29 protein-coding genes are annotated in these 24,826 nt (G+C 70.7%); 10 read left to right on the forward strand and 19 right to left on the reverse strand.

Features of this window, described 5'->3' with window-relative positions:
- Positions 1-162 precede the first annotated feature (162 nt).
- Entirely contained in the window at positions 163-1,140 is a 978-nt protein-coding gene (locus tag ACZ69Q_RS21620; RefSeq protein WP_471044179.1) for a DUF4097 family beta strand repeat-containing protein, read from the forward strand.
- Between the two features lies 1 nt (position 1,141).
- Positions 1,142-2,203: a PadR family transcriptional regulator gene (locus ACZ69Q_RS21625; RefSeq protein ID WP_471044182.1), complete on the forward strand. Its 1,062-nt coding sequence runs from the start codon at positions 1,142-1,144 to the stop codon at positions 2,201-2,203.
- A 174-nt stretch (positions 2,204-2,377) separates the two neighbouring features.
- Here ACZ69Q_RS21625 and ACZ69Q_RS21630 read toward each other — a convergent pair whose 3' ends face one another.
- The 4 genes from ACZ69Q_RS21630 to ACZ69Q_RS21645 all read right to left on the reverse strand — a co-directional run bounded on the left by ACZ69Q_RS21630 (position 2,378) and on the right by ACZ69Q_RS21645 (position 5,618).
- Positions 2,378-2,947: a Clp protease N-terminal domain-containing protein gene (locus ACZ69Q_RS21630; protein ID WP_471044185.1), complete on the reverse strand. Its 570-nt coding sequence runs from the start codon at positions 2,945-2,947 to the stop codon at positions 2,378-2,380.
- The gene (locus ACZ69Q_RS21635; protein WP_107902895.1) at positions 2,947-3,156 is read right to left on the reverse strand and encodes a helix-turn-helix domain-containing protein; all 210 of its coding nucleotides are present in this window, start codon (positions 3,154-3,156) and stop codon (positions 2,947-2,949) included. Before ACZ69Q_RS21635 ends, ACZ69Q_RS21630 begins: the two co-directional genes overlap by 1 nt.
- A 109-nt stretch (positions 3,157-3,265) precedes the next feature.
- Positions 3,266-4,228 (reverse strand): zinc-binding dehydrogenase, encoded by a 963-nt coding sequence (locus ACZ69Q_RS21640; RefSeq protein ID WP_471044188.1) that lies wholly within the window; start codon positions 4,226-4,228, stop codon positions 3,266-3,268.
- Positions 4,229-4,394: 166 nt separating this feature from the next.
- Entirely contained in the window at positions 4,395-5,618 is a 1,224-nt protein-coding gene (locus tag ACZ69Q_RS21645; protein WP_471044190.1) for an NAD(P)-dependent malic enzyme, read from the reverse strand.
- A 665-nt stretch (positions 5,619-6,283) separates the two neighbouring features.
- Here ACZ69Q_RS21645 and ACZ69Q_RS21650 point away from each other — a divergent pair.
- The 3 genes from ACZ69Q_RS21650 to ACZ69Q_RS21660 are packed head-to-tail and all read left to right on the forward strand — an operon-like array spanning position 6,284 to position 9,001.
- Entirely contained in the window at positions 6,284-7,249 is a 966-nt protein-coding gene (locus ACZ69Q_RS21650; protein ID WP_471044194.1) for an ABC transporter substrate-binding protein, read from the forward strand.
- A gap of 31 nt (positions 7,250-7,280) precedes the next feature.
- Positions 7,281-8,243 carry an amino acid ABC transporter permease gene (locus ACZ69Q_RS21655; RefSeq protein ID WP_471044197.1) on the forward strand — a complete coding sequence of 321 codons (963 nt, stop codon included), beginning with the start codon at positions 7,281-7,283 and terminating at the stop codon, positions 8,241-8,243.
- A complete protein-coding gene (locus ACZ69Q_RS21660; protein ID WP_471044199.1) occupies positions 8,240-9,001 on the forward strand; it encodes an amino acid ABC transporter ATP-binding protein in 762 nt (253 codons plus the stop codon). The genes ACZ69Q_RS21655 and ACZ69Q_RS21660 overlap by 4 nt, the downstream gene beginning before the upstream one ends.
- A gap of 61 nt (positions 9,002-9,062) precedes the next feature.
- On the opposite strand, the gene ACZ69Q_RS21665 is transcribed toward ACZ69Q_RS21660, so the two are convergent.
- The 3 genes from ACZ69Q_RS21665 to ACZ69Q_RS21675 form a co-directional block, all read right to left on the reverse strand.
- Positions 9,063-9,782 carry a hypothetical protein gene (locus tag ACZ69Q_RS21665; RefSeq protein ID WP_471044202.1) on the reverse strand — a complete coding sequence of 240 codons (720 nt, stop codon included), beginning with the start codon at positions 9,780-9,782 and terminating at the stop codon, positions 9,063-9,065.
- Positions 9,779-10,267: a SigE family RNA polymerase sigma factor gene (locus ACZ69Q_RS21670; protein ID WP_471044205.1), complete on the reverse strand. Its 489-nt coding sequence runs from the start codon at positions 10,265-10,267 to the stop codon at positions 9,779-9,781. The genes ACZ69Q_RS21665 and ACZ69Q_RS21670 overlap by 4 nt, the downstream gene beginning before the upstream one ends.
- Positions 10,268-10,413: 146 nt before the next feature.
- Complete coding sequence (locus ACZ69Q_RS21675) at positions 10,414-11,187, reverse strand: class I SAM-dependent methyltransferase (protein WP_471044208.1); 774 nt, start codon at positions 11,185-11,187, stop codon at positions 10,414-10,416.
- Between the two features lie 99 nt (positions 11,188-11,286).
- On the opposite strand from ACZ69Q_RS21675, the gene ACZ69Q_RS21680 reads away from it, so the two are divergent.
- Complete coding sequence (locus ACZ69Q_RS21680) at positions 11,287-11,916, forward strand: CGNR zinc finger domain-containing protein (RefSeq protein WP_359448547.1); 630 nt, start codon at positions 11,287-11,289, stop codon at positions 11,914-11,916.
- Here ACZ69Q_RS21680 and sodX read toward each other — a convergent pair.
- Positions 11,820-12,254 (reverse strand): nickel-type superoxide dismutase maturation protease, encoded by a 435-nt coding sequence (sodX, locus tag ACZ69Q_RS21685; RefSeq protein ID WP_471044211.1) that lies wholly within the window; start codon positions 12,252-12,254, stop codon positions 11,820-11,822. The two genes, ACZ69Q_RS21680 and sodX, sit on opposite strands and share 97 nt — an antisense overlap.
- 145 nt (positions 12,255-12,399) lie before the next feature.
- Between sodX and sodN the strand changes: the two genes are divergently transcribed.
- Together sodN and ACZ69Q_RS21695 are read left to right on the forward strand one after the other, a co-directional pair.
- A complete protein-coding gene (sodN, locus tag ACZ69Q_RS21690) occupies positions 12,400-12,795 on the forward strand; it encodes a superoxide dismutase, Ni (RefSeq protein WP_020123534.1) in 396 nt (131 codons plus the stop codon).
- A 432-nt stretch (positions 12,796-13,227) separates the two neighbouring features.
- Positions 13,228-14,700, forward strand: coding sequence for a glycosyltransferase family 39 protein (locus ACZ69Q_RS21695; RefSeq protein ID WP_471044214.1), 1,473 nt, complete (start codon positions 13,228-13,230; stop codon positions 14,698-14,700).
- 51 nt (positions 14,701-14,751) lie between these two features.
- Here the strand turns inward: ACZ69Q_RS21695 and ACZ69Q_RS21700 are convergent, their stop codons facing one another.
- Both ACZ69Q_RS21700 and ACZ69Q_RS21705 read right to left on the reverse strand, forming a co-directional pair.
- Positions 14,752-14,985, reverse strand: a complete 234-nt coding sequence (locus tag ACZ69Q_RS21700; RefSeq protein ID WP_471044217.1) for a hypothetical protein — start codon at positions 14,983-14,985, stop codon at positions 14,752-14,754.
- Positions 14,986-15,101: 116 nt separating this feature from the next.
- Positions 15,102-16,256 (reverse strand): inorganic phosphate transporter, encoded by a 1,155-nt coding sequence (locus ACZ69Q_RS21705; RefSeq protein WP_471044220.1) that lies wholly within the window; start codon positions 16,254-16,256, stop codon positions 15,102-15,104.
- A 190-nt stretch (positions 16,257-16,446) separates the two neighbouring features.
- Between ACZ69Q_RS21705 and ACZ69Q_RS21710 the strand changes: the two genes are divergently transcribed.
- A complete protein-coding gene (locus ACZ69Q_RS21710; protein ID WP_471044222.1) occupies positions 16,447-17,196 on the forward strand; it encodes a VOC family protein in 750 nt (249 codons plus the stop codon).
- Here ACZ69Q_RS21710 and ACZ69Q_RS21715 read toward each other — a convergent pair.
- The 6 genes from ACZ69Q_RS21715 to ACZ69Q_RS21740 all read right to left on the reverse strand — a co-directional run bounded on the left by ACZ69Q_RS21715 (position 17,183) and on the right by ACZ69Q_RS21740 (position 20,371).
- Positions 17,183-17,413 (reverse strand): hypothetical protein, encoded by a 231-nt coding sequence (locus tag ACZ69Q_RS21715; protein ID WP_471044225.1) that lies wholly within the window; start codon positions 17,411-17,413, stop codon positions 17,183-17,185. The genes ACZ69Q_RS21710 and ACZ69Q_RS21715 overlap by 14 nt on opposite strands.
- A complete protein-coding gene (locus ACZ69Q_RS21720; protein ID WP_471044227.1) occupies positions 17,410-17,742 on the reverse strand; it encodes a DUF952 domain-containing protein in 333 nt (110 codons plus the stop codon). Before ACZ69Q_RS21720 ends, ACZ69Q_RS21715 begins: the two co-directional genes overlap by 4 nt.
- 9 nt (positions 17,743-17,751) lie before the next feature.
- Positions 17,752-18,978 carry an RNA polymerase sigma factor gene (locus ACZ69Q_RS21725; RefSeq protein ID WP_471044229.1) on the reverse strand — a complete coding sequence of 409 codons (1,227 nt, stop codon included), beginning with the start codon at positions 18,976-18,978 and terminating at the stop codon, positions 17,752-17,754.
- Positions 18,979-19,025: 47 nt separating this feature from the next.
- Positions 19,026-19,439, reverse strand: coding sequence for a YciI family protein (locus ACZ69Q_RS21730; protein ID WP_471044232.1), 414 nt, complete (start codon positions 19,437-19,439; stop codon positions 19,026-19,028).
- A 96-nt stretch (positions 19,440-19,535) separates the two neighbouring features.
- Positions 19,536-19,760: a hypothetical protein gene (locus tag ACZ69Q_RS21735; RefSeq protein WP_471044235.1), complete on the reverse strand. Its 225-nt coding sequence runs from the start codon at positions 19,758-19,760 to the stop codon at positions 19,536-19,538.
- A gap of 26 nt (positions 19,761-19,786) precedes the next feature.
- The gene (locus ACZ69Q_RS21740) at positions 19,787-20,371 is read right to left on the reverse strand and encodes a dihydrofolate reductase family protein (RefSeq protein WP_471044238.1); all 585 of its coding nucleotides are present in this window, start codon (positions 20,369-20,371) and stop codon (positions 19,787-19,789) included.
- A 124-nt stretch (positions 20,372-20,495) separates the two neighbouring features.
- Here ACZ69Q_RS21740 and ACZ69Q_RS21745 point away from each other — a divergent pair, with 124 nt between their 5' ends.
- Positions 20,496-21,086: a TetR/AcrR family transcriptional regulator gene (locus ACZ69Q_RS21745; protein WP_471044241.1), complete on the forward strand. Its 591-nt coding sequence runs from the start codon at positions 20,496-20,498 to the stop codon at positions 21,084-21,086.
- A gap of 28 nt (positions 21,087-21,114) precedes the next feature.
- Here the strand turns inward: ACZ69Q_RS21745 and ACZ69Q_RS21750 are convergent, their stop codons facing one another.
- The 3 genes from ACZ69Q_RS21750 to ACZ69Q_RS21760 form a co-directional block, all read right to left on the reverse strand.
- Complete coding sequence (locus tag ACZ69Q_RS21750) at positions 21,115-21,708, reverse strand: GNAT family N-acetyltransferase (protein WP_471044244.1); 594 nt, start codon at positions 21,706-21,708, stop codon at positions 21,115-21,117.
- Positions 21,709-22,069: 361 nt separating this feature from the next.
- Positions 22,070-23,209 (reverse strand): family 2 encapsulin nanocompartment cargo protein polyprenyl transferase, encoded by a 1,140-nt coding sequence (locus tag ACZ69Q_RS21755; protein ID WP_471044247.1) that lies wholly within the window; start codon positions 23,207-23,209, stop codon positions 22,070-22,072.
- Between the two features lie 141 nt (positions 23,210-23,350).
- Positions 23,351-24,757 carry a family 2B encapsulin nanocompartment shell protein gene (locus ACZ69Q_RS21760; RefSeq protein WP_471044249.1) on the reverse strand — a complete coding sequence of 469 codons (1,407 nt, stop codon included), beginning with the start codon at positions 24,755-24,757 and terminating at the stop codon, positions 23,351-23,353.
- Positions 24,758-24,826: the final 69 nt, after the last annotated feature.

The following is a 24,826-nucleotide window of genomic DNA, read 5'->3' on the forward strand; positions in this document are numbered from 1 at the left end:
CCTTGACTTTCGACGTCCGCGATATATCGTGTTTATTGGAAGACGCGATATGGCGCGTATCTGGCGTGTGTCGAGCTTCGCCATGTGCAGCGCGTGCTTCGTGTTCATCGTGTTCAGGTCCGGCCCGCGCGGCCGCGTCCGGTCGCCCAGGAGGTCCGCACCATGTCCGAGTGGTCCGTAGCAGAGCCCAGGAAGCTCACCTTCGACGAGCCGGTGAGCGAACTCCACGTGCGCATCGTCAACGGAACGGTGAACGTCGTGGGGACGGACGAAGGTTCCGCCCGGCTGGAGGTCTCCGAGATCGAGGGCCCGCCCCTGGTGGTGACCCAGCAGGACGGCACCCTGACGGTGGCCTACGAGGACCTGCCCTGGAAGGGCTTCCTCAAGTGGCTCGACCGCAAGGGCTGGCGCCGCCGCGCGGTGGTCTCCCTTGCGGTGCCGGCCGACACCCGGGTCGAGGTGGGCGTGGTGAGCGCCGCAGCGGTGGTCTCCGGGATCCGCGGTCCGTCGGTCGTCAAGGGCGTCACCGGTGACACGACCCTCGTCGGCCTGTCCGGCCCGGTCCGCGCCGACACCGTCTCGGGGAACCTGGAGGCGCAGGCCGTCACCGGCGACCTCCGCTTCAACTCCGTCTCCGGCGATCTCACGGTCGTCGAGGGCTCCGGCTCCGCCGTGAAGGCCGACTCGGTGAGCGGCTCCATGATCATCGACCTCGACCCGAACGGCCCGACGGACGTCCGGCTGACCAGCGTCTCCGGCGAGATCGCGATCCGTCTGCCGGCACCGGCGGACGCCGACGTCGAGGCCAACACCGCGAGCGGCACGATCTCCAACGCCTTCGAGGGGCTGCGGGTGCACGGCCAGTGGGGCGCCCACAAGATCACCGGCCGCCTGGGCGACGGCACCGGCAGGCTCCGGGCGACCACGGTCTCCGGCTCGATCGCCCTGCTGCGCCGCCCGCCACGCGAGGAGGAGCCATGGGAGGCGGAGGCCTGGGAGGACCCCGAGGCGGCCGCGGACACGGCGACCGACCCGGTGAACGGCGCACAGCACGGCTCGGGGGACAATTCCGTCTCCGGCGGGGGCGACGAGGAATCCGGCGCCCCGGCCGACGGCACGACCGACAAGAAGGTGCTCTGACATGCCTCCCGTCTTCGCCCACGGCCGCCTCCGTCTCTACCTGCTGAAGCTGCTGGACGAGGCCCCGCGCCACGGCTACGAGGTGATCCGTCTCCTGGAGGAGCGCTTCCAGGGCCTGTACGCACCGTCGGCCGGCACCGTCTACCCCCGCCTTTCCAAGCTGGAGGCCGAGGGCCTGGTCACCCACACCACCGAGGGCGGCCGCAAGGTGTACGCCATCACGGACGCGGGCCGCGCCGAACTGGCCGACCGCAGCGGCGAGTTGGCCGACCTGGAGCTGGAGATCAGGGAGTCGGTCGCCGAACTCGCCGCCGAGATCCAGGCCGATGTGCGCGGCGCGGCGGGCGAGCTGCGGCGCGAGGTGCGGGCGGCGGCCACCGAGGCCCGCAAGGGGAACGGCGCCAGGGCGGAGACGCCGTTCGGCGACCTCTCCGACTACACCGACAAGGAGGCGTGGCGCGCCGCCAAGGACGAGATGCGCCGGGCCAAGCAGGAGTGGAAGGAGCAGGCGCGCCGCGCCAAGGACGAGAGCCGGCGGGCCCGCGAGGAGGCCCAGCGCGCCCGGCGCCAGGCCAAGGAGGCACAGGACCGCGCCCGGGCGGAGGCCCAGGAGGAGGTCCAGCGCATCGCCCATCGGGTCCAGGAACACGTACAGGACCACTTCGCGCGCGGCGACTGGCCGACGGGTGTACGGGAGGGCCTGACGGAACTGGTCAAGGAGTTCGGCGACTTCGGCAAGGACTACGGCAGAGAGTTCGGCAAGGAGTTCGGCTTCGGCCGGCAGAGCGGCGCGCAGGACACGCCCAAGTCGGCACAGCAGCGGCCCGAGTACTCCGAGACCCCCGAGGGCCTCCCCGCCGACTACGAACCCACCTGGGCCCACGAGCCGCCCAGCGGCGACCCGGCCCGCGACCTGGACCGCCTGCTCGACCGCTTCCGCGACGACATCCGGGACGCCGCCCGGGATCACGGTGTGACGGGGGACCAGCTCCGGGACGCCCGCCGCCACTTGTCGGCAGCGGCGGCCCACATCGGAGCGCTGCTGCGCACGCCCAAGCCGTGACACCGGGCACGACTGCGAGTGCGGGTTGTGGGTGGTTGCTCGCGCAGTTCCCCGCGCCCCTCAAGGGGCCTGGGCTGCACGCCCTCAAGGGGCGCGGGGAACTGCGCGACCAGCCCCCAGGCACCCGCAGCCGCCCGGAGAGCGCACCACTCCTATCCCCTCACCGCCCCCTCCTCACCCGGCCTTGGCGTCTCCCCCGCCGTACAGCACCCGCGTGACCGCCTCATGGGTCACCCCGTGATCGGCGAGCACCTCGGCGGGCACGCCGGGGCGGCTCGTGAGAGCCAGCAGGATGTGCTCGTCGCCGATATGCCGGTCGCGGCGGGACGTGGCCACCCGCAGCGCCCGCACCAGAACGTCCTTGGCGTCCCGGCCGAAGGGCCGATGCCTCGACCGCGAGACCTTGCCGGCCCCCGCCCGGTCCCCGGACATCGCCCCGACCCCGTGCACCTCCTCCACCCGGGCGACGATCTCCCCGACGTCGATCCCGAGCCCGGCGAGCGCCTCGGCCTCGGCCTGTGACAACCCGCCCCGCCGCCGAGCCTCGCCCAGTGCGTCCCGTACGGACTCCAGCCACTGCCCGCCCCCCAGCGCGGCGAGGGCGAACGAGGCCCGGCCGCCCTCCTTGTCGAGCAGGGCGAGCAGCATGTGCTCGGCGTCGACGGCGGTTGCCCCGCCCCTCTCGGCCTGTTCCACCGCACCCGTCACCACCGCGCGGGCATCCTTCGTGAACCGTTCGAACATCAACGCCTCCCGTACTTCTTGTGCACGGCCTGCCTGCTGATTCCGAGTTCCGCGGCGATCTCCTGCCAGGACCACCCCTGGTTGCGCGCACTGCGCACCTGGACCGCCTCCAGTTGCTCCAGCAGTCGGCGCAGCGCCGCGACGGCGCGCAGCCCGATCCGCGGATCGCGGTCCCCCGCCCGCTCGGCGAGATCTGTTGCTTCGGTCATGATGTCAACGTAAGTTGACACACCCATTCTCGTCAACCCCGGTTGACAAACAGAACGGCGAGCCCGGGGCAATGCCCCGGACCCGCCGCAAGCGCCTCGACGTGCGCCGTCAGTTGGTGAGCACGACCTTCCCGAACAGCTCTCCCGACTCCATCCGCTCGAAGCCCTCCCGCGCCCGGTCCATCGGCAGTACCTCGTCGATCACGGGCCGCACACCGGTGGCCGCGCAGAAGGACAGCAGGTCCTCCAGCTCGTCCTTGGTCCCCATCGTGGACCCGACGACCTTCAGCTCCAGGAAGAAGATCCGCGTCAGCTCGGCGTGCGAGGGCCGGTCACCACTGGTGGCACCGGAGATAACCAGAGTGCCGCCCGGCTTCAGCGACTTGACGGAGTGCGACCAGGTGGCGGCACCGACCGTCTCGATCACGGCGTCGACCCGCTGCGGCAGCCGGGCCCCCGACTCCACGGCCTCCACGGCACCCAGCTCCAGGGCCCGCTTGCGCTTGGCCTCGTCCCGGCTGGTGGCGAAGACCCGCAGTCCCGCGGCCTTGCCGAGCACGATGGCGGCGGTGGCCACCCCGCCCCCGGCGCCCTGCACCAGCACGGAGTCCCCGGGCCGCACGCCCGCGTTGGTGAACAGCATCCGGTACGCCGTCAGCCAGGCGGTCGGCAGACAGGCGGCCTCCGCGAAGGACAGTTCCTTGGGCTTGGGCAGGATGTTCCAGGTCGGCACGGCGACCTGCTCGGCGAACGTGCCCTGATAGCGCTCGGTGAGGATGGAACGGGGTTCGCTGGGGCCGACGCCGTGACCGGTCTGCCCGATCACGGAGTGCAGGACGACCTCGTTGCCGTCCTCGTCGACGCCGGCGGCGTCGCAGCCGAGGATCATCGGCAGCCGGCCCTCCGGGAGGCCGACGCCCCGGAGCGACCAGAGGTCATGGTGGTTGAGGGAAGCGGCCTTGACGTTGACGGTGCTCCAGCCGGGCCGGGCCTCGGGAGCGGGACGCTCCCCCAACTCGAGGCCGCTCAGCGGCTGGTCGCGGTCGATTCGGGCAGCGTAGACGGCGAACATGGCGTCGACGATAGGTGGCGATTGCAGCCGACGGAACGGGAGGGGGCTGTGACACACGCCCTCTTGCCAAGGAGCGCTCACCCGAACGGGCGGTTCGGCGGACAAAGCGATCGGCCCCGCCCGAGTGGGCGGGGCCGATTCAGAGCCCGGTCGGTCGACGCACGGGTCAGCGCCGGGCGACGCCCTCGGCCCGAGCCGCCGCCGCGACGGCCGCGGTCACGGCCGGGGCGACCCGCTCGTCGAAGGGCGACGGGATGACGTAGTCCGCGGCGAGGTCGTCACCGACGACACCCGCCAGCGCCTCGGCCGCCGCGATCTTCATGCCCTCGGTGATCCGGGACGCCCGCACCTGGAGCGCGCCCGCGAAGATGCCCGGGAACGCCAGCACGTTGTTGATCTGGTTCGGGAAGTCGGACCGCCCGGTCGCCACGACGGCCGCGTACTTGTGCGCGACGTCGGGGTGCACCTCGGGGTTCGGGTTGGCCATCGCGAAGACGAAGGCGCCCTTCGCCATCGAGGCGACGGCCTCCTCCGCGACCGTACCGCCGGAGACGCCGATGAAGACGTCCGCACCCTCCAGGGCCACTTCCAGCGACCCGGTGATGCCGGCCTTGTTGGTGAAGGAGGCGAGCTCGCGCTTGACCGGGGTGAGGTCCTCACGGTCTGCCGAGACGACGCCCTTGCGGTCCGCGACGGCCACGTCGCCGATGCCGGCCTCGACCAGCATCTTGGCGATGGCGACACCGGCGGCGCCGGCGCCCGAGATGACGGCGCGCAGGTCGGCGATGGCCCGCCCGCTCAGCCGCGCGGCGTTGCGCAGCGCGGCCAGCGTCACGACGGCCGTGCCGTGCTGGTCGTCGTGGAAGACCGGGATGTCGACGCGCTCCTGGAGCTTGCGCTCGATCTCGAAGCACCGGGGTGCCGAGATGTCCTCCAGGTTGACGCCGCCGAAGGACGGGGCGAGGCGGGCCACCGTCTCGACGATCTCGTCGACGTCCGTGCAGTCGAGCGCGATCGGGACCGCGTCCACGCCGCCGAACTGCTTGAACAGAATCGCCTTGCCCTCCATCACGGGGAGGGAGGCTTCCGGACCGATGTCGCCGAGCCCGAGCACCGCGGTGCCGTCGGTGACCACGGCCACGACGGACGACTTCCACGTGTAGTCGTGGACGAGCTCCGGCTGCTCGGCGATGGCGGTGCACACCCGCGCGACGCCGGGCGTGTACGCCAGGGACAGGTCGTCCTTGTCGCGGACCGGCACGGTGGCCTGCACGGCCATCTTGCCGCCGCGGTGCAGCGCGAACGCAGGATCGAAGGAATCGAGGGGCTCGGCCCCGCCGTCCTGATCGGTATTGCTTCCGCTGCGAGGATTGACGATCTCCGCTGCCACTTTGTCTGACCCCTTAGGTGTTCATGGTTTGAGGGTGGAACCACTCCTGGTGAGAAGTGGGCGGGACCGCGTATGGCCCTGCTCGTTGATACGTACGACGTACGACGTACGGACCCATACGCGACGGCGCGCCGCACACGCGCCCTGAGCCCCGGATGAGGGGTGTAAAGAACCTTCTTACCGGACGGACGCCGCCGACGACGAGTCCAATACGTGCAAGATCACATGACGGGAATGGAAACACCCACACCGACGGACACGAATCAGACACAACCCGACGACGACACTGGTGTGATTCGCGGCCGAATAAGCGGACAATCGACATCAGAAACCGCGAAGAACGACCGTCAGCCATAAAACCTACGCACGACCGGTCCGCATCTCGAGATGCACCGAAGATCTTCCGGCCGGAAGGACAGATTCCCGCAGAAGGTGCGGTCAGGATGTACCGACCTGCGGCGGTTCGGGGGTAACCCGTTATCCGATTTTGACATGACGAGCGCCCTGAATGCCTCAGTCCGAATGGCAAGATGCCGTAATCACACGAGGTCGCGGCACTCGAAGGTGTGTGCTCTCGTCGACCTAGGAAACCAAGGCCCCTGCCTGTCCCACGGGCAGGAGCCGGCCCCATCGGCAACTCCACCCATCCGCCGGAGGAACCCACCATGACCGCAAGCACCACCCGTCGTACCACCGCAGCACGCTCCCGGCTCGCAGCGGTCGGCTCGATCGCGGTCGCTGGCGCCCTGATTCTCACCGGCTGCGGTGACCAGACGAGTGACAGCAGCAACGAGGGCACCAAGGAGACGGGGTCGTCCAGCACGGCCCCGCTGTTCGCCAAGCTGCCCAAGAAGATCCAGGACGCGGGCGTCATCAAGGCCGGCACGAACGCCGAGTACGCGCCAATGGAGTTCCAGGAGGGCGGCAAGATCGTCGGTGTCGACCCCGACATCGCCGCCGCGCTGGGCAAGAAGCTGGGTGTGGAGTTCCAGTTCACCTCCGGCTCCTTCGACGGCCTGATCACCGCCCTGAACTCGGGCCGCTACGACCTCGCGATGTCCTCCATCACGGACAACAAGCAGCGCCAGGAGGGCCTGGACGACAAGGGCAAGAAGCTCGGCCCGGGTGTCGACTTCGTCGACTACTTCGTGGCCGGCACCGCCGTGTACGTCCAGAAGGGCAACCCGAAGAACATCAAGTCCATCGAGGACCTGTGCGGCCAGACGGCGGCCGTGCAGCGTGGCACGACGTACGAGAAGGCGCTCCAGGCCCAGTCCAAGGCCTGCACCGAGGGCGGCAAGAAGAAGATCACGATCGAGTCGTTCGAGAACGACACCGAGGCCCAGACCCGTGTGAAGTCGGGCGGCGCGGTCGCCGGCGTCAACGACTACCCGGTCGCGGTCGACCTGGCCCGCAAGGCCGGCGGCGGCAACGACTTCGAGGTCGTCGGCGAGCAGGTCGACGCCGGTCCGTTCGGCATCGCGGTGAACAAGGACAACAAGGAGCTCACCGCGGCCCTCGAAGAGGCCGTCAACGCCATCATCGAGGACGGCACGTACAAGAAGATCCTCGAGAAGTGGGGCGCCGAGTCCGGCGCGATCGACAAGGCCGCGATCAACGGCGGCAAGTGACCGTCCCGGGCAAGACTGAAGGGCAGTCACAGTGACTGACAAGTTCGACAAGGAGCCGGCCGACGCGAACCCGTCGGCCGCAGTCTCCAAGGAGGGCGGGGCCCTCCCGCCCGAGGCGATCAAGGCCATTCCGGTCCGGCACTACGGCCGCTGGGTCAGCGGTGTCATCGTGCTGGCCCTGGTGGCCCTGCTGATCAACGCCTTCGCCAGCGCCGAGAAGATCCAGTGGAACGCCGTCGGCGACTACGTGTTCGACTCCACGGTCCTCGCGGGCGCCGGCCGCACCCTGCTGATCAGCGTCCTGGCGATGATCATGGGCGTGGTCCTCGGCGTGATCCTGGCCGTGATGCGCCTGTCCAAGAACCCGGTGACGAGCTGGGTGGCCTGGGTCTACATCTGGTTCTTCCGCGGCACGCCGGTCTATGTCCAGCTCCTGCTGTGGTTCAACCTGGCGCTGATCTTCCCGGTGCTGAATCTCGGTCCGATCTACAAGGACGAGATGGTCGACGTCATGACCCCGTTCATGGCCGCCCTGCTGGGTCTGGGCCTGAACGAGGCGGCGTACATGGCGGAGATCTGCCGCGCCGGTCTGATGGCCGTCGACGAGGGCCAGACCGAGGCGTCGCACGCGCTCGGCATGAGCCACGCCAAGACGCTGCGCCGGATCGTGATCCCGCAGGCGATGCGGGTGATCGTGCCGCCGACCGGCAACGAGTTCATCAACATGTTGAAGACCTCGTCGCTGGTGTACGCGGTGACGTACAACGAACTGCTGCGCGCCACCTCCACGATCGGCTCCACGTCGTACGCCGTGATGGAGATGCTCTTCGTGGCGTGCATCTGGTACCTGGTCATGACCAGCGTGTTCAGCGTCTTCCAGTACTACCTGGAGCGGCGTTACGCCCGTGGCTCGCTGCGGAACCTGCCGCCGACGCCGTGGCAGAGGATCAAGGTCAACATGATGGCCTTCAGCCGCGAAAGGGGTTCGGTATGACGGCCATGGTGAAGGCCGAGGGCGTTCACAAGTCCTTCGGGCCCGTCCAGGTCCTCAAGGGCATCGACCTGGAGGTGCAGACCGGCGAGGTGTTCTGCCTCATCGGCCCCTCCGGCTCCGGCAAGTCGACGTTCCTCAGGTGCATCAACCACCTGGAGAAGATCAACGCCGGCCGGCTCTACGTCGACGGTGATCTGGTGGGCTACCGCCAGAAGGGCGACAAGCTGTACGAGCTCAAGGACAGCGAGGTCGCGCAGCAGCGCCGGGACATCGGCATGGTGTTCCAGCGGTTCAACCTGTTCCCGCACATGACGGCCATGGAGAACGTCATGGAGGCGCCGATCCAGGTCAAGGGCACGAGCAAGGCCCAGGCCAAGGACCGTGCGCGGGAACTTCTGGACCGCGTCGGCCTCGCCGACAAGGCCGGGAACTACCCCGCCCAGCTCTCCGGCGGCCAGCAGCAGCGCGTGGCCATCGCCCGCGCGCTGGCGATGGACCCGAAGCTGATGCTGTTCGACGAGCCGACCTCGGCCCTCGACCCGGAGCTGGTCGGCGACGTCCTCGACGTCATGCGCGACCTCGCCGAGTCCGGCATGACGATGGTCGTCGTCACCCATGAGATGGGCTTCGCCCGCGAGGTCGGCGACAGCCTGGTCTTCATGGACGGCGGCGTGGTCGTGGAGTCCGGCGACCCGCGCGAGGTCCTGACCAACCCGCAGCACGAGCGGACGCAGGCGTTCCTGTCCAAGGTGCTCTGACGGTACGACGCCGAAGGGGCGGTACGAGATCCTCGTACCGCCCCTTCGCCATGTGTCCGGCCTACGGCAGGAGCTGTGGCGCCGTGACCACTTCACGGAGCTGGTCCGCCGTGAGCGGCGGGGCGTCGAGCCACGAGCCCGGCGACCGCGCGCCGTCGAACCCGCTGCCGGCCGTGATCATGACGATGTAGCCCTTCGTGAACAGCCGCACGGAACGCTTGGGCCCCCACGTGATGCCGTCCCTACGGCTCTCCCGCGCCAGTTCGGTGGACTCGCGCTCATCGCCGTTCGGCAGCGTCTCGGGGACGCAGGTCGACGCCGTCCCTGGGATGTCCGACGAGCACCCCTGCCCGACCGGCACCGGCCAGTCCTTCCGCCGGCCGGGGAGGACCTGGACGTTGAGATACCCGACGCCGCCGTCCTTGAAGACGGCGTAGAACCCGTCGTACGGCCCTGTCCCCACGACGTCCTCGACCTCGCGGATCTCGCCGGTCCCGGGCGGCAGCAGTCGCGCCAGCCCGGCCGCCCTGGACGTGGGGCGGGTGCCCGCGATCCCGGTCGGCGCCGAGTCGTCGCCCGGCAGCACCCCGGCGACCGTCAGGCTCACCGCGACCACGGCAGCGGCCGCCCCCGTGACCAGCCCCCGCCGGCGCCACCGCACGCGCGCGGCCTGCGCGAACACCGCGTCCGCACCGGGCCCCGACGGCATCGGAACACCGTGGAGGGCCAGCCCCAGCAGCTCAGTCGCGCGCGGCACCCCGCTCGCCTCGTCCCGGCTCATACGTGTTCCTCCCGCACCGCGGCCCGCAGTGCCGCGAGCCCCCTCGCCGTGTGGCTCTTGACCGTGCTCTCGCGCATGCCGAGCAGCTCGGCGGTGTCGGTGACGCTGAGGTCCTCCCAGTAGCGCAGCACGAGCACCGCCCGCTGCTTGGGCACGAGCTGCGCGAGGGCGGCCCGGACCATGACACCGGTGTCGCTGTCCACCGGCCGGCCCGGCGCGTCCGGCACCTCGCCGTACGGCTGCTCACGCCGCCAGAACCGGCGGCGCGTGGCGATGAAGGTGTTCACCAGCGTCTTGCGGGCGTAGGCGTCGAGGTTTTCCAGGCGTGTGTGCCGGCGTGTGCCGAGGACGACCTTGACCAGCGTGGTCTGGACGAGGTCCTCCGCCTCGTCCCGGTTGCCGCAGAGCAGATAGGCGCTGCGGAACAAGGCCGTCCGTCTGCCCTCGACGAAGGCATGCAGTGACGCTTCCGCGCCCCCCGTCATCCCGCCCCCTCTCCCGCCCCCTCGGTAGGGACCGTCTCACTCATTCCAGTGCGGCGGGATGCCTTTCCGGACGCAGTGGAGGCGGTACGAATTTCTCGTACCGCCTCCACCTCGCCGTACGGCCACGGGGACGTGCCCCCGGCGGCCTACTTCAGCGCGAGCACGAGCGTGTCCGAGGGCGAGCACCACACCGCCCGGGCCTCCCCGAAGCCCTTCTCGCGCAGCACGTGCGCGTGCCACTCGGCGGACGGCGTGTCGCCGTCGGCGTGCTCGCCGTAGATCTCGAAGCGGCGGGCCGTGGGCTCGGCCAGCAGCGGGTCCTCGGCAGCGAGCTGCCACCACCGGGCCCAGTCGAGGACGCCCCGCGCCTTGGCCTGATCCATGCGGCTGTGACGCTGGGCGCGCTCGGCCGCGTTGATCCGGGGCGTCGAGTCGTCGATCATGTGGTCCGCGTTCATGAAGACACCGCCGTCGCGGACCAGCTCCGCGACCCGACCGTAGAGGGCCGCGAGGGGTTCACGGTGCAGCCAGTGCAGGGCCGTGGCGGTCAGGACGGCGTCGTAGGAGTCGTACGGCAGTTTCGCCGGCCAGTCGGGGTCCTTGAGGTCGGCCGTGACGAACGAGACCCGCTTGTCGCCCGCGAACGTGCCCTCGGCGATGGCGAGGAGCGCGGGGTCGAGATCGACGCCGGTGCTCGTGGCCTCGGGGAACCGTGCGAGCAGCCGGGCAGTGATACTTCCCGTACCGCAGGCGAGATCGAGCACGCGCGGGGCGGGTCCGACGAGGGCCTCGACCATGTCGAGCATGATCCGGAAGCGTTCCTCGCGGTCGGGCATGTACCACTCCTGCTGCCGGTCCCAGCTCTCCTGCCAGGCGGACCAGTCGGCGGTCTTGGTGGTGGTGGTGTCCGTGTCCGTCATCGAGCCCCTCCGTCGCGCACATTACGTAATACCCTGGAAGCACGATCAGCTATTACCCGACCGCACCCTGACGATAGAACGCCTCCGTAAGGACTACAAGTGGAACTGGCCTATTACTCGGACTATGCCGTACGACTCGTCAACAGCGAGGACCCGGCCCGGGGCAAGGACTCGCTGACCTCGGTCGAGGCCGTCCGCGACCTGTTCGGCGTCAGCCAGGAGGCGGGCCGCCGGGCCACCGACGCCGACGTCACCCGCTTCCGCTCGGTCCGCGCCCGGCTGCGGGCGGTCTTCGAGGCGGCGGACCAGGGCGACGAGGCACTGGCGGTGAACCTGCTGAACTCGCTGCTGCTGGAGTTCCCGGTGAGCCCGCAGATCTCCGGCCACGACTTCCGGGACGACGACGGCCGCCCGCTGTGGCACATGCACCTGGCGGACCACCCGTCGAACGCGACCGCGGGCTACGCGGCCATCGCCGCGATGGGCCTTGCGTTCCACCTGACGGAGTACGGCGTGGACCGCCTGGGCCTGTGCGAGGCGGCACCGTGCCGCAACGCCTACCTCGACACGTCCACCAACCGCTCCCGGCGGTACTGCTCGGACCGCTGCGCGACCCGTGCCAACGTGGCCGCCTACCGTGCCCGCAAACGCCTGGAGGCGGACCGGTCGGCGAACAGCGGCCGCACGGCCGACAGCGCCCAGCGCGCCAGCGCGAACGGCGAGCGCTGATCCGGCTTGCGCGGCCGGTAGCGCAGCTTGACCCTGCCCAGGATCAGCTCGTCCGGCACGACCCCGTAGTCGGTGCTGTCACCCCCCGCGTACGCGTTGTCCCCGAGCACCCACCAGCCGCCCTCGCGGCGCTCCGCCGCGCGCTTGACGACGAGCAGGTCCTGCTGGAACGGATGCCGCAGCACGACGACGTCCCCCGGCCGGATGCGCCCCCGGTGCGACACCACGAGCAGGTCGCCGTGATACAGCGTGGGCACCATCGACGGCCCGGTCACCTCGGCCCACCCGAAGGGCCGGTCCGCCCGCCCGCGCTCGGTCTCCTGCGACAACTCCGGCATCCCCGGCACCTCCCCAGTAGGGTCCTCCACCAGTCTCAGTCTCACCCCGGACTTTTGTCCTAAGCCCATGGGGGCACTCGCGAAAACCCGTCTTGCAGGGAGTAATGTCCCACCTGAGAAGACGATCACGAGGAAGGAATGCTCCATGCTTTCCCGCCTGTTTGCCCCCAAGGTCAAGGTCAGCGCGCACTGCGACCTGCCCTGCGGCGTGTACGACCCGGCCCAGGCCCGCATCGAGGCGGAGTCGGTGAAGGCCGTCCAGGAAAAGATGGCCGCCAACGACGACCCGCACTTCCAGGCGCGTGCCACCGTCATCAAGGAGCAGCGCGCCGAGCTCGCCAAGCACCACGTCTCGGTGCTCTGGAGCGACTACTTCAAGCCCCCGCACTTCGAGAAGTACCCGGAGCTGCACCAGCTCGTCAACGACGCCCTGAAGGCCCTCTCGGCCGCCAAGGCGTCCACCGACCCGGCGACCGGCCAGAAGGCGCTGGACTACATCGCCCAGATCGACAAGATCTTCTGGGAGACCAAGAAGGCCTGATCCAGGGCTTTCTGGCTTCCCCAAGGGGCCCGACCGGTTCTCCGGTCGGGCCCCTGCCGTGTGTTCGGGGCCGCCATCAGTTCGGTGCTCCGACGTCGAGGCCCGCCTGGAGGAACCCGTCCATCACCGGTGAAACGGATCAATACGACGGCTCGACGGGCTCAAGGTTGCGTGAATCGACGGTGATTGTCTTCACGCGATGAGCGGTGGCCAGAGATCGCCGCCGTCCCGTAGGTTCTGGCATGTCCACCCCCTCTGCCGACCTGTGGCCCGGGTGGCGTACGGGGGAAGCTGATCAGCATTCGGATCCCGTCTCGGCCTGTGCGGCCTTGGCGGTTTTCGCTGTGCGCCGCGAGAGCGAGCGAGTGGGATCACCTCACCCGGCGGCCGGCCCCCGCCGGACCAGATGTCGATCCCTTGGAGAACGCCCGCTTGAACTCGGCCCCGATACGCCCGGATTCCCGTTGGCCGAGAGAGCTCCCTCTCCGGCTGGTCCCGTTCCTGTGGACCCTCGCCCTCGGTCTGTGGGGCCTGTCCCGGCAGCACAGCGTGTGGCGTGACGAGGCCGCCACCTGGCAGGTCGCGCGGCGGTCCGCCGGGGACATCTGGCACATGCTCGCGCAGGTCGACGCGGTGCACGGCCTCTACTACCTGCTGATGCACGCCGTCTTCGAGTGCTTCGGACCGGGCACCACCGCGCTGCGGCTGCCCTCCGTCCTCGCCATGGCGGTCGCGGCGGTCTGCGTGGCCGAAATCGGCCGTCGGCTGGCCGGGATCCGGGCGGGCCTCGCGGCCGGGCTGGCGCTCGGGCTGCTGCCCGCCGTGCAGTTCCACCTCCAGGAAGGGCGCCCGTACGCGCTGGTCGCGGCGGGCGCCGGAATCTCCACGCTGTTGCTGGTGACCGCCCTTCAGGGGCGCGGCCGAGCGGTGCACTGGCTCGCGTACGCGGGCACGGTCGCGGTGTGCGGGCTGCTGAACTGGCTGTCGCTGCTGATCCTGCCCGCGCACCTGGCGACGCTGGTGTGGACGCGGGCCCGACGGCGGACGTGGACGCGCTGGGCGGTGGCCGCGACGATCGCCGTCGCCGCCGTGCTGCCGTTGATCCTGTTCAGCCGGCGCCAGTCCGAACAGGTCTCCTGGATCCCTCCGTTGACCTGGCACATGCTGATCGGCCCGGCGGTCCTGCTGGCGCTCGGCGGTCTCGGGGCCCTGCTGGACAGGCCGCACACCGGGCGGCTGTCGGTCGCGGCCGTCGGGCTGCCGCTGCTGGCCGTGCCGCAGCTCGCCCTCCTCGGGCTCTCCCTGGTGCGGCCGCTCTTCCTGGACCGCTACATCCTGTTCAGCATGCTGGGCCTGGCCCTGCTGATCGGCACGGCCCTGGGCACGGCGACACGGGCGGCCGGGCCGCGCCGTCCGCGCGCGTCGGCGTGGCTCGTCCCGGTGGTGGTCGCCGTGGCATTCGTGGCGCTGCTGCCGCAGTCGCTGGCCAAGCGCTCCCCGGAGAGCCGGGTGGACGACGTCCTGGCCGTCGCGGCGGACGTACGGCGGCTGAAGGAGGCCGGGGACGCGGTGGTCTTCGTACCGGCGGCCCGGCGCGACACCGCCCTGGTCTCCCCCGACGCCTTCGCCGGGCTGCGGGACGTCGCCCTCGTGCGCGGCCCCGTGGCGTCGGGGACGCTGAAGGGCGAGGAGGCGGGTCCCGCCCGAATACGGGCGGCGATGCTGGCACAGCGGCGGATCCTGCTGGTCACCGATGTGCCCGAGGTGGCGCGGGCGGTGACGGCGGAACGCGACAAGACGAAGACCGCCGTGCTGGAGAAGCACTTCAGGGTCATCGCGGACGTGGAGGTCCGGGGACGGCGCGTGACGGTGTACGAGCGGATCGGGCCGGCGGAGGAGACCTGAGCCGCCTGGCCTCCCCCGCTGCACGGCACGATCAGCCCAACTGCTCCGTGTTCAGTGGAACTGCGGCACGATCAAGTAGATCCCGTACGCCACCACCGCCGCGCAGGCCAGGAAGCACAGCCCGGCCTGGGCGAGGCCGACGGCGGACGTGCCGCCGCCCTCCTCCTGTGTCCCTTCGTGGCGGGCCAGGCCCAGCACGCCGAGGGCGAAGACGGCGACCACGGCCACGGTGACGGCGAGGCTCACCGCGGCGACCTGGCCGAGTGCGGTCCAGTCGAGGTTCATTGGTGTGAACTCCCCTTGTCTCGGTCGACCCTTGTCCCGGTCGACCGTTGTCTCAGGCGACCCTTGTCTCAGGCGACCCTTGTCTCAGGCGGCCGTTGTCTCAGGCGGCCGTTGTCTCAGGCGGCCGTGCCGACCGGCGCCGGCTCGGTGCCGCGGATGCTGACCTCGTGGGTGTCGTTGACGTTGTGCGCGGACACCGGGTTGCGGCGGGAGGCGAACACGATGCCGGCAGCGACAGCGGCACCGATCAGCGCCACCACGGCCGTACCGACGTTGCCGCCGTGCTTGACCGCGCTCGCCGAGACCCCGCCGACCAGCGCCGCGGCGGGCAGGGTGATCAGCCAGGCCACGACCATGCGGCCGGCGACGCCCCAGCGGACCTCCGCGAGACGGCGGCCGAGTCCGGCGCCGAGGATGCTGCCGGAGGCGACCTGGGTGGTGGACAGGGCGAAGCCCAGGTGGGCCGAGGTGAGGATCACCGTCGTCGAGGCGGTCTCGGCGGCGAAGCCCTGCGGTGACTGAATCTCCGTCAGGCCCTTGCCCATCGTGCGGATGATGCGCCAGCCACCGAGGTAGGTGCCGAGGCCGATGGCCAGACCCGCGGAGGCGATCACCCACAGGGGCGGGCCCGCGTCATGGCCGAGCGCGCCCGCCGAGATCAGGGTCAGCGTGATGACGCCCATCGTCTTCTGCGCGTCGTTGGTGCCGTGGGCCAGGGAGACCAGCGAGGCCGAGGCGATCTGGCCGACACGGAAGCCTTTGGTGACGGAGTCTTTGCGGGCGCGAGAAGTGAGCCTGTATGCCAGGTAGGTGGCGAGCAGCGCCGCGACCCCCGCGACGACCGGCGAGGCCACCGCCGGTATCAGCACCTTCTCGACAACCTTGTCGAAGTGCACGCCGTGGGACCCCGCACCGACCCAGACGGCCCCGATCAGCCCGCCGAACAGCGCGTGCGACGAACTGGACGGCAGCCCTACCAACCAGGTCAGCAGGTTCCACAGGATCGCCCCGATCAGGCCCGCGAAGATCATGCCCGGGGTGACGAGTGTGTCGTCCACTATGCCGCCGGAGATCGTCTTGGCGACCTCGGTGGACAGAAAGGCGCCGACGACGTTCAGGACGCCGCTGATGAGCACGGCCGTCCTCGGTTTGAGGGCCCCCGTGGCGATGGACGTGGCCATCGCGTTCGCCGTGTCGTGGAATCCATTGGTGAAGTCGAAGGCGAGGGCCGTCACAATGACGACCGCCACCAGGAACGTGATGTGGTCCATTCCCCAATGCAAACAAGCACGGACCAATGCAGGGCGAACTGACGGCAAAGCACGTCCCAGGAGGTGGCGCGCGGTTGGTAAGGGTCCTGCAAAGCAGGCGTGGTGACCGTTCGGCCCGCCGTACAGAGTCCTCGGCCCGCTGTCCGGCAGCCAGGGCCCACGACCGCGCGGACGACTCTACGATCACTCCATGAGCATCCGCTGGACCTACGCGTTCATCGACCGTCCCACCGCGGCCCTCGGCCGGGCCCAGGCGTTCTGGACCGCGGTGACGGACACCGAGCTGTCCGAACTCCGAGGGGATCAGGGCGAGTTCGCGACCCTGCTGCCCGGCGGCGGGGCGGACCCCTGTGTGAAGGCGCAGGGCGTCGACTCGGGCCCCGGCGGCGCGCATCTCGACTTCGCCGTGGACGACGTACCGGGGTTCGTGAAGTCGGCGCTCGCGCAGGGTGCCGGCCTCGTCGCCGACCACGAGGGCTGGGCGGTCCTGCGATCCCCCGCCGGGCAGTTGTTCTGCGCCGTGCCCTGGCACGGGGAGTCGGTGCGGCCGCCCGTGGTGCGCGGCAGCCGGCTCGACCAGGTCTGCGTGGACGTACCGCCGTCCGCGTACGACGCCGAAGTCGCCTTCTGGAGCGGGGTGCTGGCCGACTGGGATGCGGCGCCCGGCTCCCGCCCCGAGTTCCATGTGCTGCGGCCGCCGGCCGGACTGCCGGTGCGTGTCCTGCTCCAGCGGCTCGACGAGGAACGTGCGGCCTCCGCCCACCTGGATCTGGCCTGCGCGGACATCTCTGCGACCCGCGCCCTGCACGAGGAGCTGGGCGCGACCTGCGTCGCCGAGGGCGCCCACTGGACGGTGATGCGCGATCCGGCGGGCGGCACGTACTGCCTGACGGGCCGCGATCCGCAGACCGGCGGGCTGCCCCGTCCTAGCGTGTCCTGACGAAGCAGAGCGCCTGGCCGCTCTCGTCGGGGGCGGCGTCCGCGCACGCCGACTCCCACCCCTCCGGCAGCGTCGGCGTCGGACCGGCCTCCTCCCAGCGGTACGGCCCCGGCGGCTCGGCCGAGTCCCGCAGCCACAGCGTCGCCGCGCCCGCCACGACCACGACGATCACCCAGGCCGCCACGACCCACCGCCATAACCGGCTCCGCTCCGTCACCGCCACACCTCGACGTCCACCATCGCGGCCACCGGGATCGGCCCGTACACGTGCGGGAACTCCTCGCCCCCGGGCTTGGGCGCCTCGTACCTCAGCGGCGCGTCCAGCTTCGCGGGGTCCACGACCAGCACCACCAGCTCGCCGGGTCCGTCGTAGGAGCCGTACAGGAAGGCCGCCACGGACGGGAGTTGGGCGCGGGTCGAGCAGTGGATGAAGCCCTCGTCCTCAAGCGTGCGGCCACGGGTCGACATCTCGTACGCGCCGCGTTCGCGGGCCGCCTCCCACAGGGAGCGTTCGGTGATGTGGAGGATGTACGCGTGTTCGGGCATGGCGTGAGGTTACGGCCTCAGCCGTGCCGCCCGCGCGTGCAGATAGCGCTGTTCGGGCAGGCTCAGTGTCTTGGCGGCGGCGGCCTCGTAGGCGGCGCGGGCCTCTTCATGGGCGCCGGCCCGTTCCAGGAGATGACCGCGGACCGCGTCCAGGCGGTGTCCGGCGCCCAGTTCGTCCTCCAGCGAGGCCAGTTCGGCCAGCCCGACGCGCGGCCCTCGGGCCATGGCCAGGGCGACCGTGCGGTTGAGGCGCTCGACGGGCCCGGGGACGATGCGCACCAGGATGTCGTAGAGGCCGAGGATCTCCTCCCAGTCGGTCTCCTGCGCGGACGGCGCCTCGTCGTGCACGGCGGCGATGGCGGCGCGCAGCCGGTAGGGGCCGGCCGGACCCCTGGTGAGGGCTTGGGTGACCAGGGCCACGCCCTCGTCGATCGCGGCCTTGTCCCAGCGGTCGCGGTCCTGTTCGTCGAGCGGGACGAGCTCGCCGTGCGGGCCGGTGCGCGCCTCGCGGCGGGCGTCGGTGAGCAGCATCAGCGCGAGCAGGCCCGCCACCTCGCCGTGGTCGGGGAGGAGGCGGTGGACCGCGCGGGTCAGCCGGATCGCCTCGCCGGCGAGTTCACGCCGCGTCAGGCTCGTGCCCGAGGTGGCCGTATAGCCCTCGTTGAAGATCAGGTACAGGGTCTGGAGCACCGCGGGCAGACGGTCCTCCCAGTTGTCGGGGCGCCCGAAGCGCACCCCGCGGACCTTCTGCTTGGCCCGGCTGATGCGCTGGGCCATCGTCGCCTCGGGGACCAGATACGCACGGGCGATCTCCGCCGTGGTCAGTCCGCCCACCGCGCGCAGGGTGAGGGCGATCTGGGCGGGTGCGGTCAGGTCCGGATGGCAGCTCAGGAAGAGCAGGGTGAGGGTGTCGTCCTCGCGGGGAGCACGGTCCGCCCCGGGCGGCGGGGTCGTGAAGGCGTCCCGCGGGGAGAGCGCGGCGACCTTCTCCTCCCGGGCGCGGCGCGCCTCCTCCGCGCGCAGGGTGTCGGTCAGGCGGCGCGCGCCGACCCTGATCAGCCAGCCGCGCGGGTTGTCCGGGACGCCGGTGCGCGGCCACTGCTCGACCGCCGCGAGCAGGGCTTCCTGTACGGCGTCCTCGGCGAAGTCGAAGTGGCCGTACCGGCGCACCAGCGCGCCGAGGACCTGCGGCGCGTGGCGGCGCAGCAGGTCCTCGGTCTCGGATGTGGCGCTCATGTCGGGCGTGGCGCTCCCGCGGGGCTCGTACGGCTCACCCGAACGGTTCAGACGTCCCCGGAGCCCTCGCCGATGGCCCGGATCACCACCGGGTAAAGGGGGGCACCGGCGGGCTGGGGGCACTGCAGAACACGCTCGGCGATCTCCGTGACCCGCTCCAGGCTCGCGCAGTCCAGGACCCAGTAGCCGGCCAGCAGCTCCTTGGTCTCGCTGTACGGCCCGTCGGTGATCACCGCCTTGCCGTCGTCGCCCAGGGTGACGTGCCGGGTCTTCGCGGGCTCGGTCAGCCCCTGTGCGTCGATCATCTCGCCGCTCTCGGCGAGGTCGTTGTTGAGGGCCCCCATGAAGGCGAACATCGCCTGGACGTCCTCCTGGCTCCAGGCCACGGAGCCCGCGGACCCCTTGCCCTGCATCGCCTCGTAGTCCGCCTGCGTGCCCTGCACCATGACCAGGTACTTCATCAGTCCGCTCCTTCTGTTCGCGTCGGCTCGGGCCACCCTCGGTGGGCGGCTCTCACAGGGGACGTCGGAGCCGGGCCGGGATTCTCGACATGGGGTTCAGGAATTTTTCGCGGCGGGTGTGCCGGGCTGCTCGGGCTCTTTTTCCGGCCCGTGCCTCTCCTCGTGCTCGGCGGCGCCTTCCTCGACGTACGTGGCGCAATCGGGATTCCGGCAGGGGCCGGCCACCCAGGTGGGGACCCAGGCGCCCAGTGTCTTGTGGCGCTTGACGATCGTGTCGACGGGCTGTCCGCAGTCGGGACAGACGTGCTCTTGGCTGCCCATGTCCTCAGAGTAGGGCGGCAGACGGCTCAGCGCTTCCTGCTGTACGTACGAACCACGGCGCCATTGCCGAACGCGCGCAGCTCTTCGTGGACGAACTCCGTGACGGCGAAGTCCGAGCCGAACATCGGCATGCCGGTGCCGTAGACGACGGGGTAGGTCTTGATGACGAGTTCGTCGATCTCGTCGAACAGCACACCGGCGAGCTGCGAGCCGCCGCACAGATAGATGCCCAGTTCGCCCTCCTCGGCCTTCAGGTCGCGGACCTTGCCGACCACGTCGTCCGCGACGATCTCGACCTGCGGATCGGGCGACTCGGTCAGGGTGCGCGAGGCGACGTACTGACGCAGATGGGCGTAGGGGCTGGTGACGCCCTCCTTCAGGGCCAGGTCGTAGCTGCTGCGGCCCTGGATGACCGTGTCGAAGCGCCGGTTGGGCAGGTCGTCGAAGCCGAGGGCGCGTCGGGCGGGGGTCGACACGGTCTCCGGGTGCTCCGTTTTGAGGAAGTCCAGGAACTCCTCGTCGACGAAGGGGTACATCGAGGTGGCATCGCCGCTCGGGTCTCCGATGAAGCCGTCGATCGAGCAGGCGATGAAGTAGGTGAGCTTTCGCAAGCCGGTCTCTTTTCGTAGGGTGTCGCACAACCACTCCGGTTGTAGTGCTTCAGTTGTAGTACTTCGCTTGTAGTGGTTGCAAGGGCTTTTCCTGAGCGGCTTGAAGTGAGAGAGGGGATTCCGAATGGCGGGCAATCCGGAGCGCCGGGCCGCCCTCGTCGACGCGGGCGTCGAGGTGCTGGCTCGTCAGGGGGCGCGCGGGCTGACGTTCCGCGCGGTGGACGCCGAGGCAGGGGTGCCGGTCGGCACCGCCTCCAACTACTTCACGGGGCGCGACGACCTGCTCCGCCAGATCGACGCCCGGCTGCACGTGCGGCTCGCGCCCGACCCGGAGGTGATCGCCGGGCTGTTGACCCGGCCCAAGGACCGCTCGCTGGTCACCGCCTTCATGCACGACCTGATGGCCCGCGCGACCCGCGACCGCACGGGCTATCTGGCCCTGCTGGAGATGCGGCTCGAGGCCTCCCGGCACCCCGAGTTGCGCTCGTCCTTCACCAAGTCGGTGCGCGGCGACCTCGACGAGGCCATCGAGTTCCATCGCGGCGCCGGACTGCCCGGCGGCGACGAGGTCGTCACCGTCCTGTATCTCGCGATGCTCGGGCTGCTCCTGGAGCATCTGACCCTGCCGGACGTGCTGGAGGGCGTACTGCCCGGGGTGGGCGTGCCGGACGGGCTGGTGGAGCGGATCGCGGCGACGATCGTGCCGGAGACGTAGGGGTGGGCGCGGCGATGGCGGTGGCGGCTCAGCCGCGCGGCTCGCGCCACATCGGCCACATCTGCGGGCCGTGAGGAAGATCGAGCGGGCTGCCCTTGAGCGCGAAACCGAGCCGCTCGTACAGGTGCCGGCTGCGGGCGCTGCTCGCCTCCAGGTAGGCGGCCACGCCCTCCTGGTCGCAGCGGTCGAGGACCGACATGATGAGCGCGGTACCGAGACCCTCGCCCTGCCGCTCGGGCGCGGTACCGATCATCCACAGGTACTCGTGGGCCTCGCCCTGCGGATGGACGGCGGCCGTCAGGCGGCCTATCTGCTCGACGCGCTCGTTGGCCGGATCGACCTCCTCGCGCAGCCGGACCGGCCCTTCGTCGTCCTGCCCGTGCGCCTCGGCCGGCACGGACATCCACAGCGCGCACGCCGTGCCGTCCTCGGTGACGTCTATGCGGCCGTGGGCGAGCACGATGTCGGTGAAGGCCGCCATCAGCCTGGGGTGCGTGGTACGCCGGTGCTCGTCACCCGGGAACACCCAGCCGCTGACCGGGTCGTCCTGGAAGGCCGTGTCCAGCAGCCGCACCACCAGCCCCCGGTCCTCCTCGCCCGCCGACCGGATCGCGACGCCCATGATGTGTACCCGCCCCTTCGTCTCAACCGGCCTTGATCGTAGGGCGAATGCCGCGGGCACGGCGTCCACGGCCGCATTTTGACGAGATCCGGCCGTTGCAGCGAGATCCGGCCTCGCGCACCGAGATCCGGCCGACGCACGAAGACGGGCCCCGCACACCGTGGGGATGTGCGGGACCCGCCGGTCCGGAGCCGCCGGCCGGCCGTACGGGGTCAGGAACCGTACGGCCCCGGTGCTCCGGAGTCGTTACGGCCGCCTGCTCGCGCGCCCTTGACGAGCGCGGTCCTCGGCCGCCGCCGTGTTGCGGGGTACGGACGCCGCCGACCGTCCGGCACGGTACGCCGGGCGGCCGTCGAAGCCCTCAGTTGCTTCGCCGTGTCACGAACTCGGCCAGGGCCAGCAGCCCTCCCGCGTCCTCCGGGTCCGGCACCGCGCGAGCCAGTTCCTGCATGGCGCGGGCCATCCGGTCGGCGGCCTGGGCCTGCGCCCAGTCACGGCCGCCCGCCCGCTCCACGGCGAGCGCCGTGCGGTGCAGGTCCTCCTCGTCGTACGGCAGTTCGTACAGCTCGGCCAGCTCCGCCGCCGCCGGATCGCCGGAGGTCAGCGCTGCGACCACCGGCAGGGACTTCTTGCGGGCGGCGAGGTCCGCCCCGGCCGGCTTGCCGGTGTGGCTCGGGTCGCCCCATATGCCGATCACGTCGTCGATGAGCTGGAAGGCGAGCCCGGCCTCCCGGCCGAACGCGTCCAGCGCCGCCACGTCCTCCGGCGCCGCACCCGCGTAGAGCCCGCCGACGGCACAGGCGCACCCCAGCAGCGCACCGGTCTTGGCCTCGGCCATGGCGAGCACCTCTTCGAGGCCCACCTCGGCCGGGCCGCGCTTCTCCAGCGCCGTGTCCGCGTGCTGTCCGGCACACAACTCGACGACGCAGTCCGCGAGCCGGGCCGCCGCGGCGGCGGACGCCGGATGCGGATCCTCGGCGAGCAGCCGCAGCGCCAGCGCCTGGAGGGCGTCACCGGCGAGGATCGCGTCGGCCTGGCCGAACACGGCCCATGCGGTGGGCCGGTGCCGACGGGTGGTGTCCCGGTCCATCACGTCGTCGTGCAGCAGCGTGAAGTTGTGGACCAGCTCCACCGCGACCGCCACCGGTACGGCCGCCGCCCGCGCCCCCGCTCCGCCGAGCGCGGCGGCCGCCGTGAGGACGAGGGCGGGGCGGATCGCCTTGCCGGCGTTGCCCGCCGCCGGAGTGCCGTCCGGCTGCATCCAGCCGAAGTGGTAGAGCGCGATCCGGCGCATCGACGGCGGCAACGACTCGATGGCGGCGCGCAGTTCGGGGTCGACCGAGGCCCGCGCGCGCTCCAGGATCACCGCCGCCTCGGGACCGTCGAGCGGACCCGGCGTGCCGTCCCCGTCGCTCGCGATGGGCCCCCGCCTTTCGAGCGTCTCGGTGGACGGCCGCGCCCCGGCGGGGCGTTGCTGCGTCTCCGTCATGAACTCACCCATGGCATCGCCTCGGAGAGTCGGCGGACAGTGGCACTTCCGCTACGGCTGGGCGCCTACCCCGAGGGTCTACCCACGCGAGGGACGCGGGACACGGCGCCGTCCCGACGAGGGTTCGGGCGAGGCGGCGCCGGGCGGGGAAGGTCACCTCCAGCGCCCGATCTCGACGTTCTCCAGCACCCCGAGGGCGTCCGGCACCAGGACCGCGGCCGAGTAGTACGCCGTCACCAGGTACTTGATGATGGCCTGTTCGTTGATGCCCATGAAGCGGCAGGACAGGCTCGGCTCGATCTCGTCCGGGATACCGGACTGCTGGAGGCCGATGACGCCCTGCTCCCCTTCGCCCGTACGCATGGCGATGATCGAGGTCGTACGGGCGTCGCTGACCGGGATCTTGTTGCACGGGAAGATCGGCACGCCGCGCCAGGTGGGGATGCGGTTGCCGGCCATCTCGATGGTCTCCGGCACCAGCCCGCGCTTGTTGAGCTCACGGCCGAACGCCGAGATCGCGCGCGGGTGGGCGAGGAACAGCTTGGTGCCGCGGCGCCGGCACAGCAGTTCGTCCATGTCGTCGGGGCTGGGCACGCCGTCGTGCGGCTGGAGCCGCTGGTCGTACTCGCAGTTGTTGAGCAGGCCGAACTCGCGGTTGTTGATGAGCTCGTGCTCCTGGCGCTCCTTCAGCGCCTCCACGGTCAGCCGGAGCTGCTGCTCGGTCTGGTTCATCGGCTGGTTGTAGAGGTCGGCCACGCGCGAGTGGATGCGCAGCACGGTCTGGGCGACGCTCAGTTCGTACTCACGGGGCCTGGCCTCGTAGTCGACGAAGGTGTGCGGAATGTCGGGCTCGCCGCTGTGGCCGGCGGCGAGGTCGATCTCCCGCTCGCCGTACTTGTTGGTGCGCTGCTCCGGGATCGCCCGCAACTGCTCGATGTGCTCGCGCAGCGAGTCGGCGCGCTCCGCGACCTGCTCGACATCCTGGCGGGGCAGGACGAGCACCGTACAGGCGGTGGCCGCGCGGACCGTGTACTCCCAGATGGCGTCGGAGTCGAGCAGGGCCTGATCGCCGAGATAGGCGCCGTCGGCGAGGACACCGAGGGACTCGTCCTCCCCGTAGGGGCCGGTGCCGATCTTCTCCACCCTGCCGTGCGCGAGCAGGAACACCTCGTCGGTCCGGCTGCCGAAGGAGGCGATCAGGGAACCCGCCGCGAACTCCCGCTGCTGGCAACGCTGGGCGAGCTCGGAGAGCACGTCCTCGTCCTCGTACGACCGCAGCGCCGGCAGTTCGCACAGCTCGGCCGGGATGACCTCGACGCGATCACCGGTCTTGACGAAGGTGATGCGGCCGTCGCCGACGGCGTAGGTCAGACGCCGGTTCACCCGGTACGTGCCGCCCTGAACGTTCACCCATGGCAGCATCCGCAGCAGCCAGCGGGAACTGATCTCCTGCATCTGCGGCGCGGACTTGGTCGTGGTGGCCAGGTTCCGCGCGGCCGCCGTCCCGAGACTCTGCTGCGGCTTGCCCTGCTCCGTGCGGACCTCTTCGCCTACCGACATAAGGAATTGCCCTCCCGGTCATGCGTCGACGCCGATCTGACGCCACGCATCGCCATCTGCACCATCGAG

This window comes from Streptomyces sp. NPDC036764, assembly GCF_055609385.1.

Bases quoted from the DNA above. Each gene is read 5' to 3' on its own strand.
- ACZ69Q_RS21760 (WP_471044249.1), bottom strand. From the start codon at position 24,757: ATGTCGGTAGGCGAAGAGGTCCGCACGGAGCAGGGCAAGCCGCAGCAG.
- ACZ69Q_RS21745 (WP_471044241.1), top strand. From the start codon at position 20,496: ATGGCGGGCAATCCGGAGCGCCGGGCCGCCCTCGTCGACGCGGGCGTC.
- sodX (WP_471044211.1), bottom strand. From the start codon at position 12,254: ATGCCGGAGTTGTCGCAGGAGACCGAGCGCGGGCGGGCGGACCGGCCC.
- ACZ69Q_RS21660 (WP_471044199.1), top strand. From the start codon at position 8,240: ATGACGGCCATGGTGAAGGCCGAGGGCGTTCACAAGTCCTTCGGGCCC.
- ACZ69Q_RS21670 (WP_471044205.1), bottom strand. From the start codon at position 10,267: ATGACGGGGGGCGCGGAAGCGTCACTGCATGCCTTCGTCGAGGGCAGA.
- ACZ69Q_RS21635 (WP_107902895.1), bottom strand. From the start codon at position 3,156: ATGACCGAAGCAACAGATCTCGCCGAGCGGGCGGGGGACCGCGATCCG.
- ACZ69Q_RS21665 (WP_471044202.1), bottom strand. From the start codon at position 9,782: ATGAGCCGGGACGAGGCGAGCGGGGTGCCGCGCGCGACTGAGCTGCTG.
- sodN (WP_020123534.1), top strand. From the start codon at position 12,400: ATGCTTTCCCGCCTGTTTGCCCCCAAGGTCAAGGTCAGCGCGCACTGC.
- ACZ69Q_RS21710 (WP_471044222.1), top strand. From the start codon at position 16,447: ATGAGCATCCGCTGGACCTACGCGTTCATCGACCGTCCCACCGCGGCC.
- ACZ69Q_RS21755 (WP_471044247.1), bottom strand. From the start codon at position 23,209: ATGGGTGAGTTCATGACGGAGACGCAGCAACGCCCCGCCGGGGCGCGG.
- ACZ69Q_RS21640 (WP_471044188.1), bottom strand. From the start codon at position 4,228: ATGTTCGCCGTCTACGCTGCCCGAATCGACCGCGACCAGCCGCTGAGC.
- ACZ69Q_RS21750 (WP_471044244.1), bottom strand. From the start codon at position 21,708: ATGGGCGTCGCGATCCGGTCGGCGGGCGAGGAGGACCGGGGGCTGGTG.
- ACZ69Q_RS21625 (WP_471044182.1), top strand. From the start codon at position 1,142: ATGCCTCCCGTCTTCGCCCACGGCCGCCTCCGTCTCTACCTGCTGAAG.
- ACZ69Q_RS21700 (WP_471044217.1), bottom strand. From the start codon at position 14,985: ATGAACCTCGACTGGACCGCACTCGGCCAGGTCGCCGCGGTGAGCCTC.
- ACZ69Q_RS21720 (WP_471044227.1), bottom strand. From the start codon at position 17,742: ATGCCCGAACACGCGTACATCCTCCACATCACCGAACGCTCCCTGTGG.
- ACZ69Q_RS21630 (WP_471044185.1), bottom strand. From the start codon at position 2,947: ATGTTCGAACGGTTCACGAAGGATGCCCGCGCGGTGGTGACGGGTGCG.
- ACZ69Q_RS21735 (WP_471044235.1), bottom strand. From the start codon at position 19,760: ATGGGCAGCCAAGAGCACGTCTGTCCCGACTGCGGACAGCCCGTCGAC.
- ACZ69Q_RS21705 (WP_471044220.1), bottom strand. From the start codon at position 16,256: ATGGACCACATCACGTTCCTGGTGGCGGTCGTCATTGTGACGGCCCTC.
- ACZ69Q_RS21650 (WP_471044194.1), top strand. From the start codon at position 6,284: ATGACCGCAAGCACCACCCGTCGTACCACCGCAGCACGCTCCCGGCTC.
- ACZ69Q_RS21620 (WP_471044179.1), top strand. From the start codon at position 163: ATGTCCGAGTGGTCCGTAGCAGAGCCCAGGAAGCTCACCTTCGACGAG.
- ACZ69Q_RS21675 (WP_471044208.1), bottom strand. From the start codon at position 11,187: ATGACGGACACGGACACCACCACCACCAAGACCGCCGACTGGTCCGCC.
- ACZ69Q_RS21725 (WP_471044229.1), bottom strand. From the start codon at position 18,978: ATGAGCGCCACATCCGAGACCGAGGACCTGCTGCGCCGCCACGCGCCG.
- ACZ69Q_RS21730 (WP_471044232.1), bottom strand. From the start codon at position 19,439: ATGAAGTACCTGGTCATGGTGCAGGGCACGCAGGCGGACTACGAGGCG.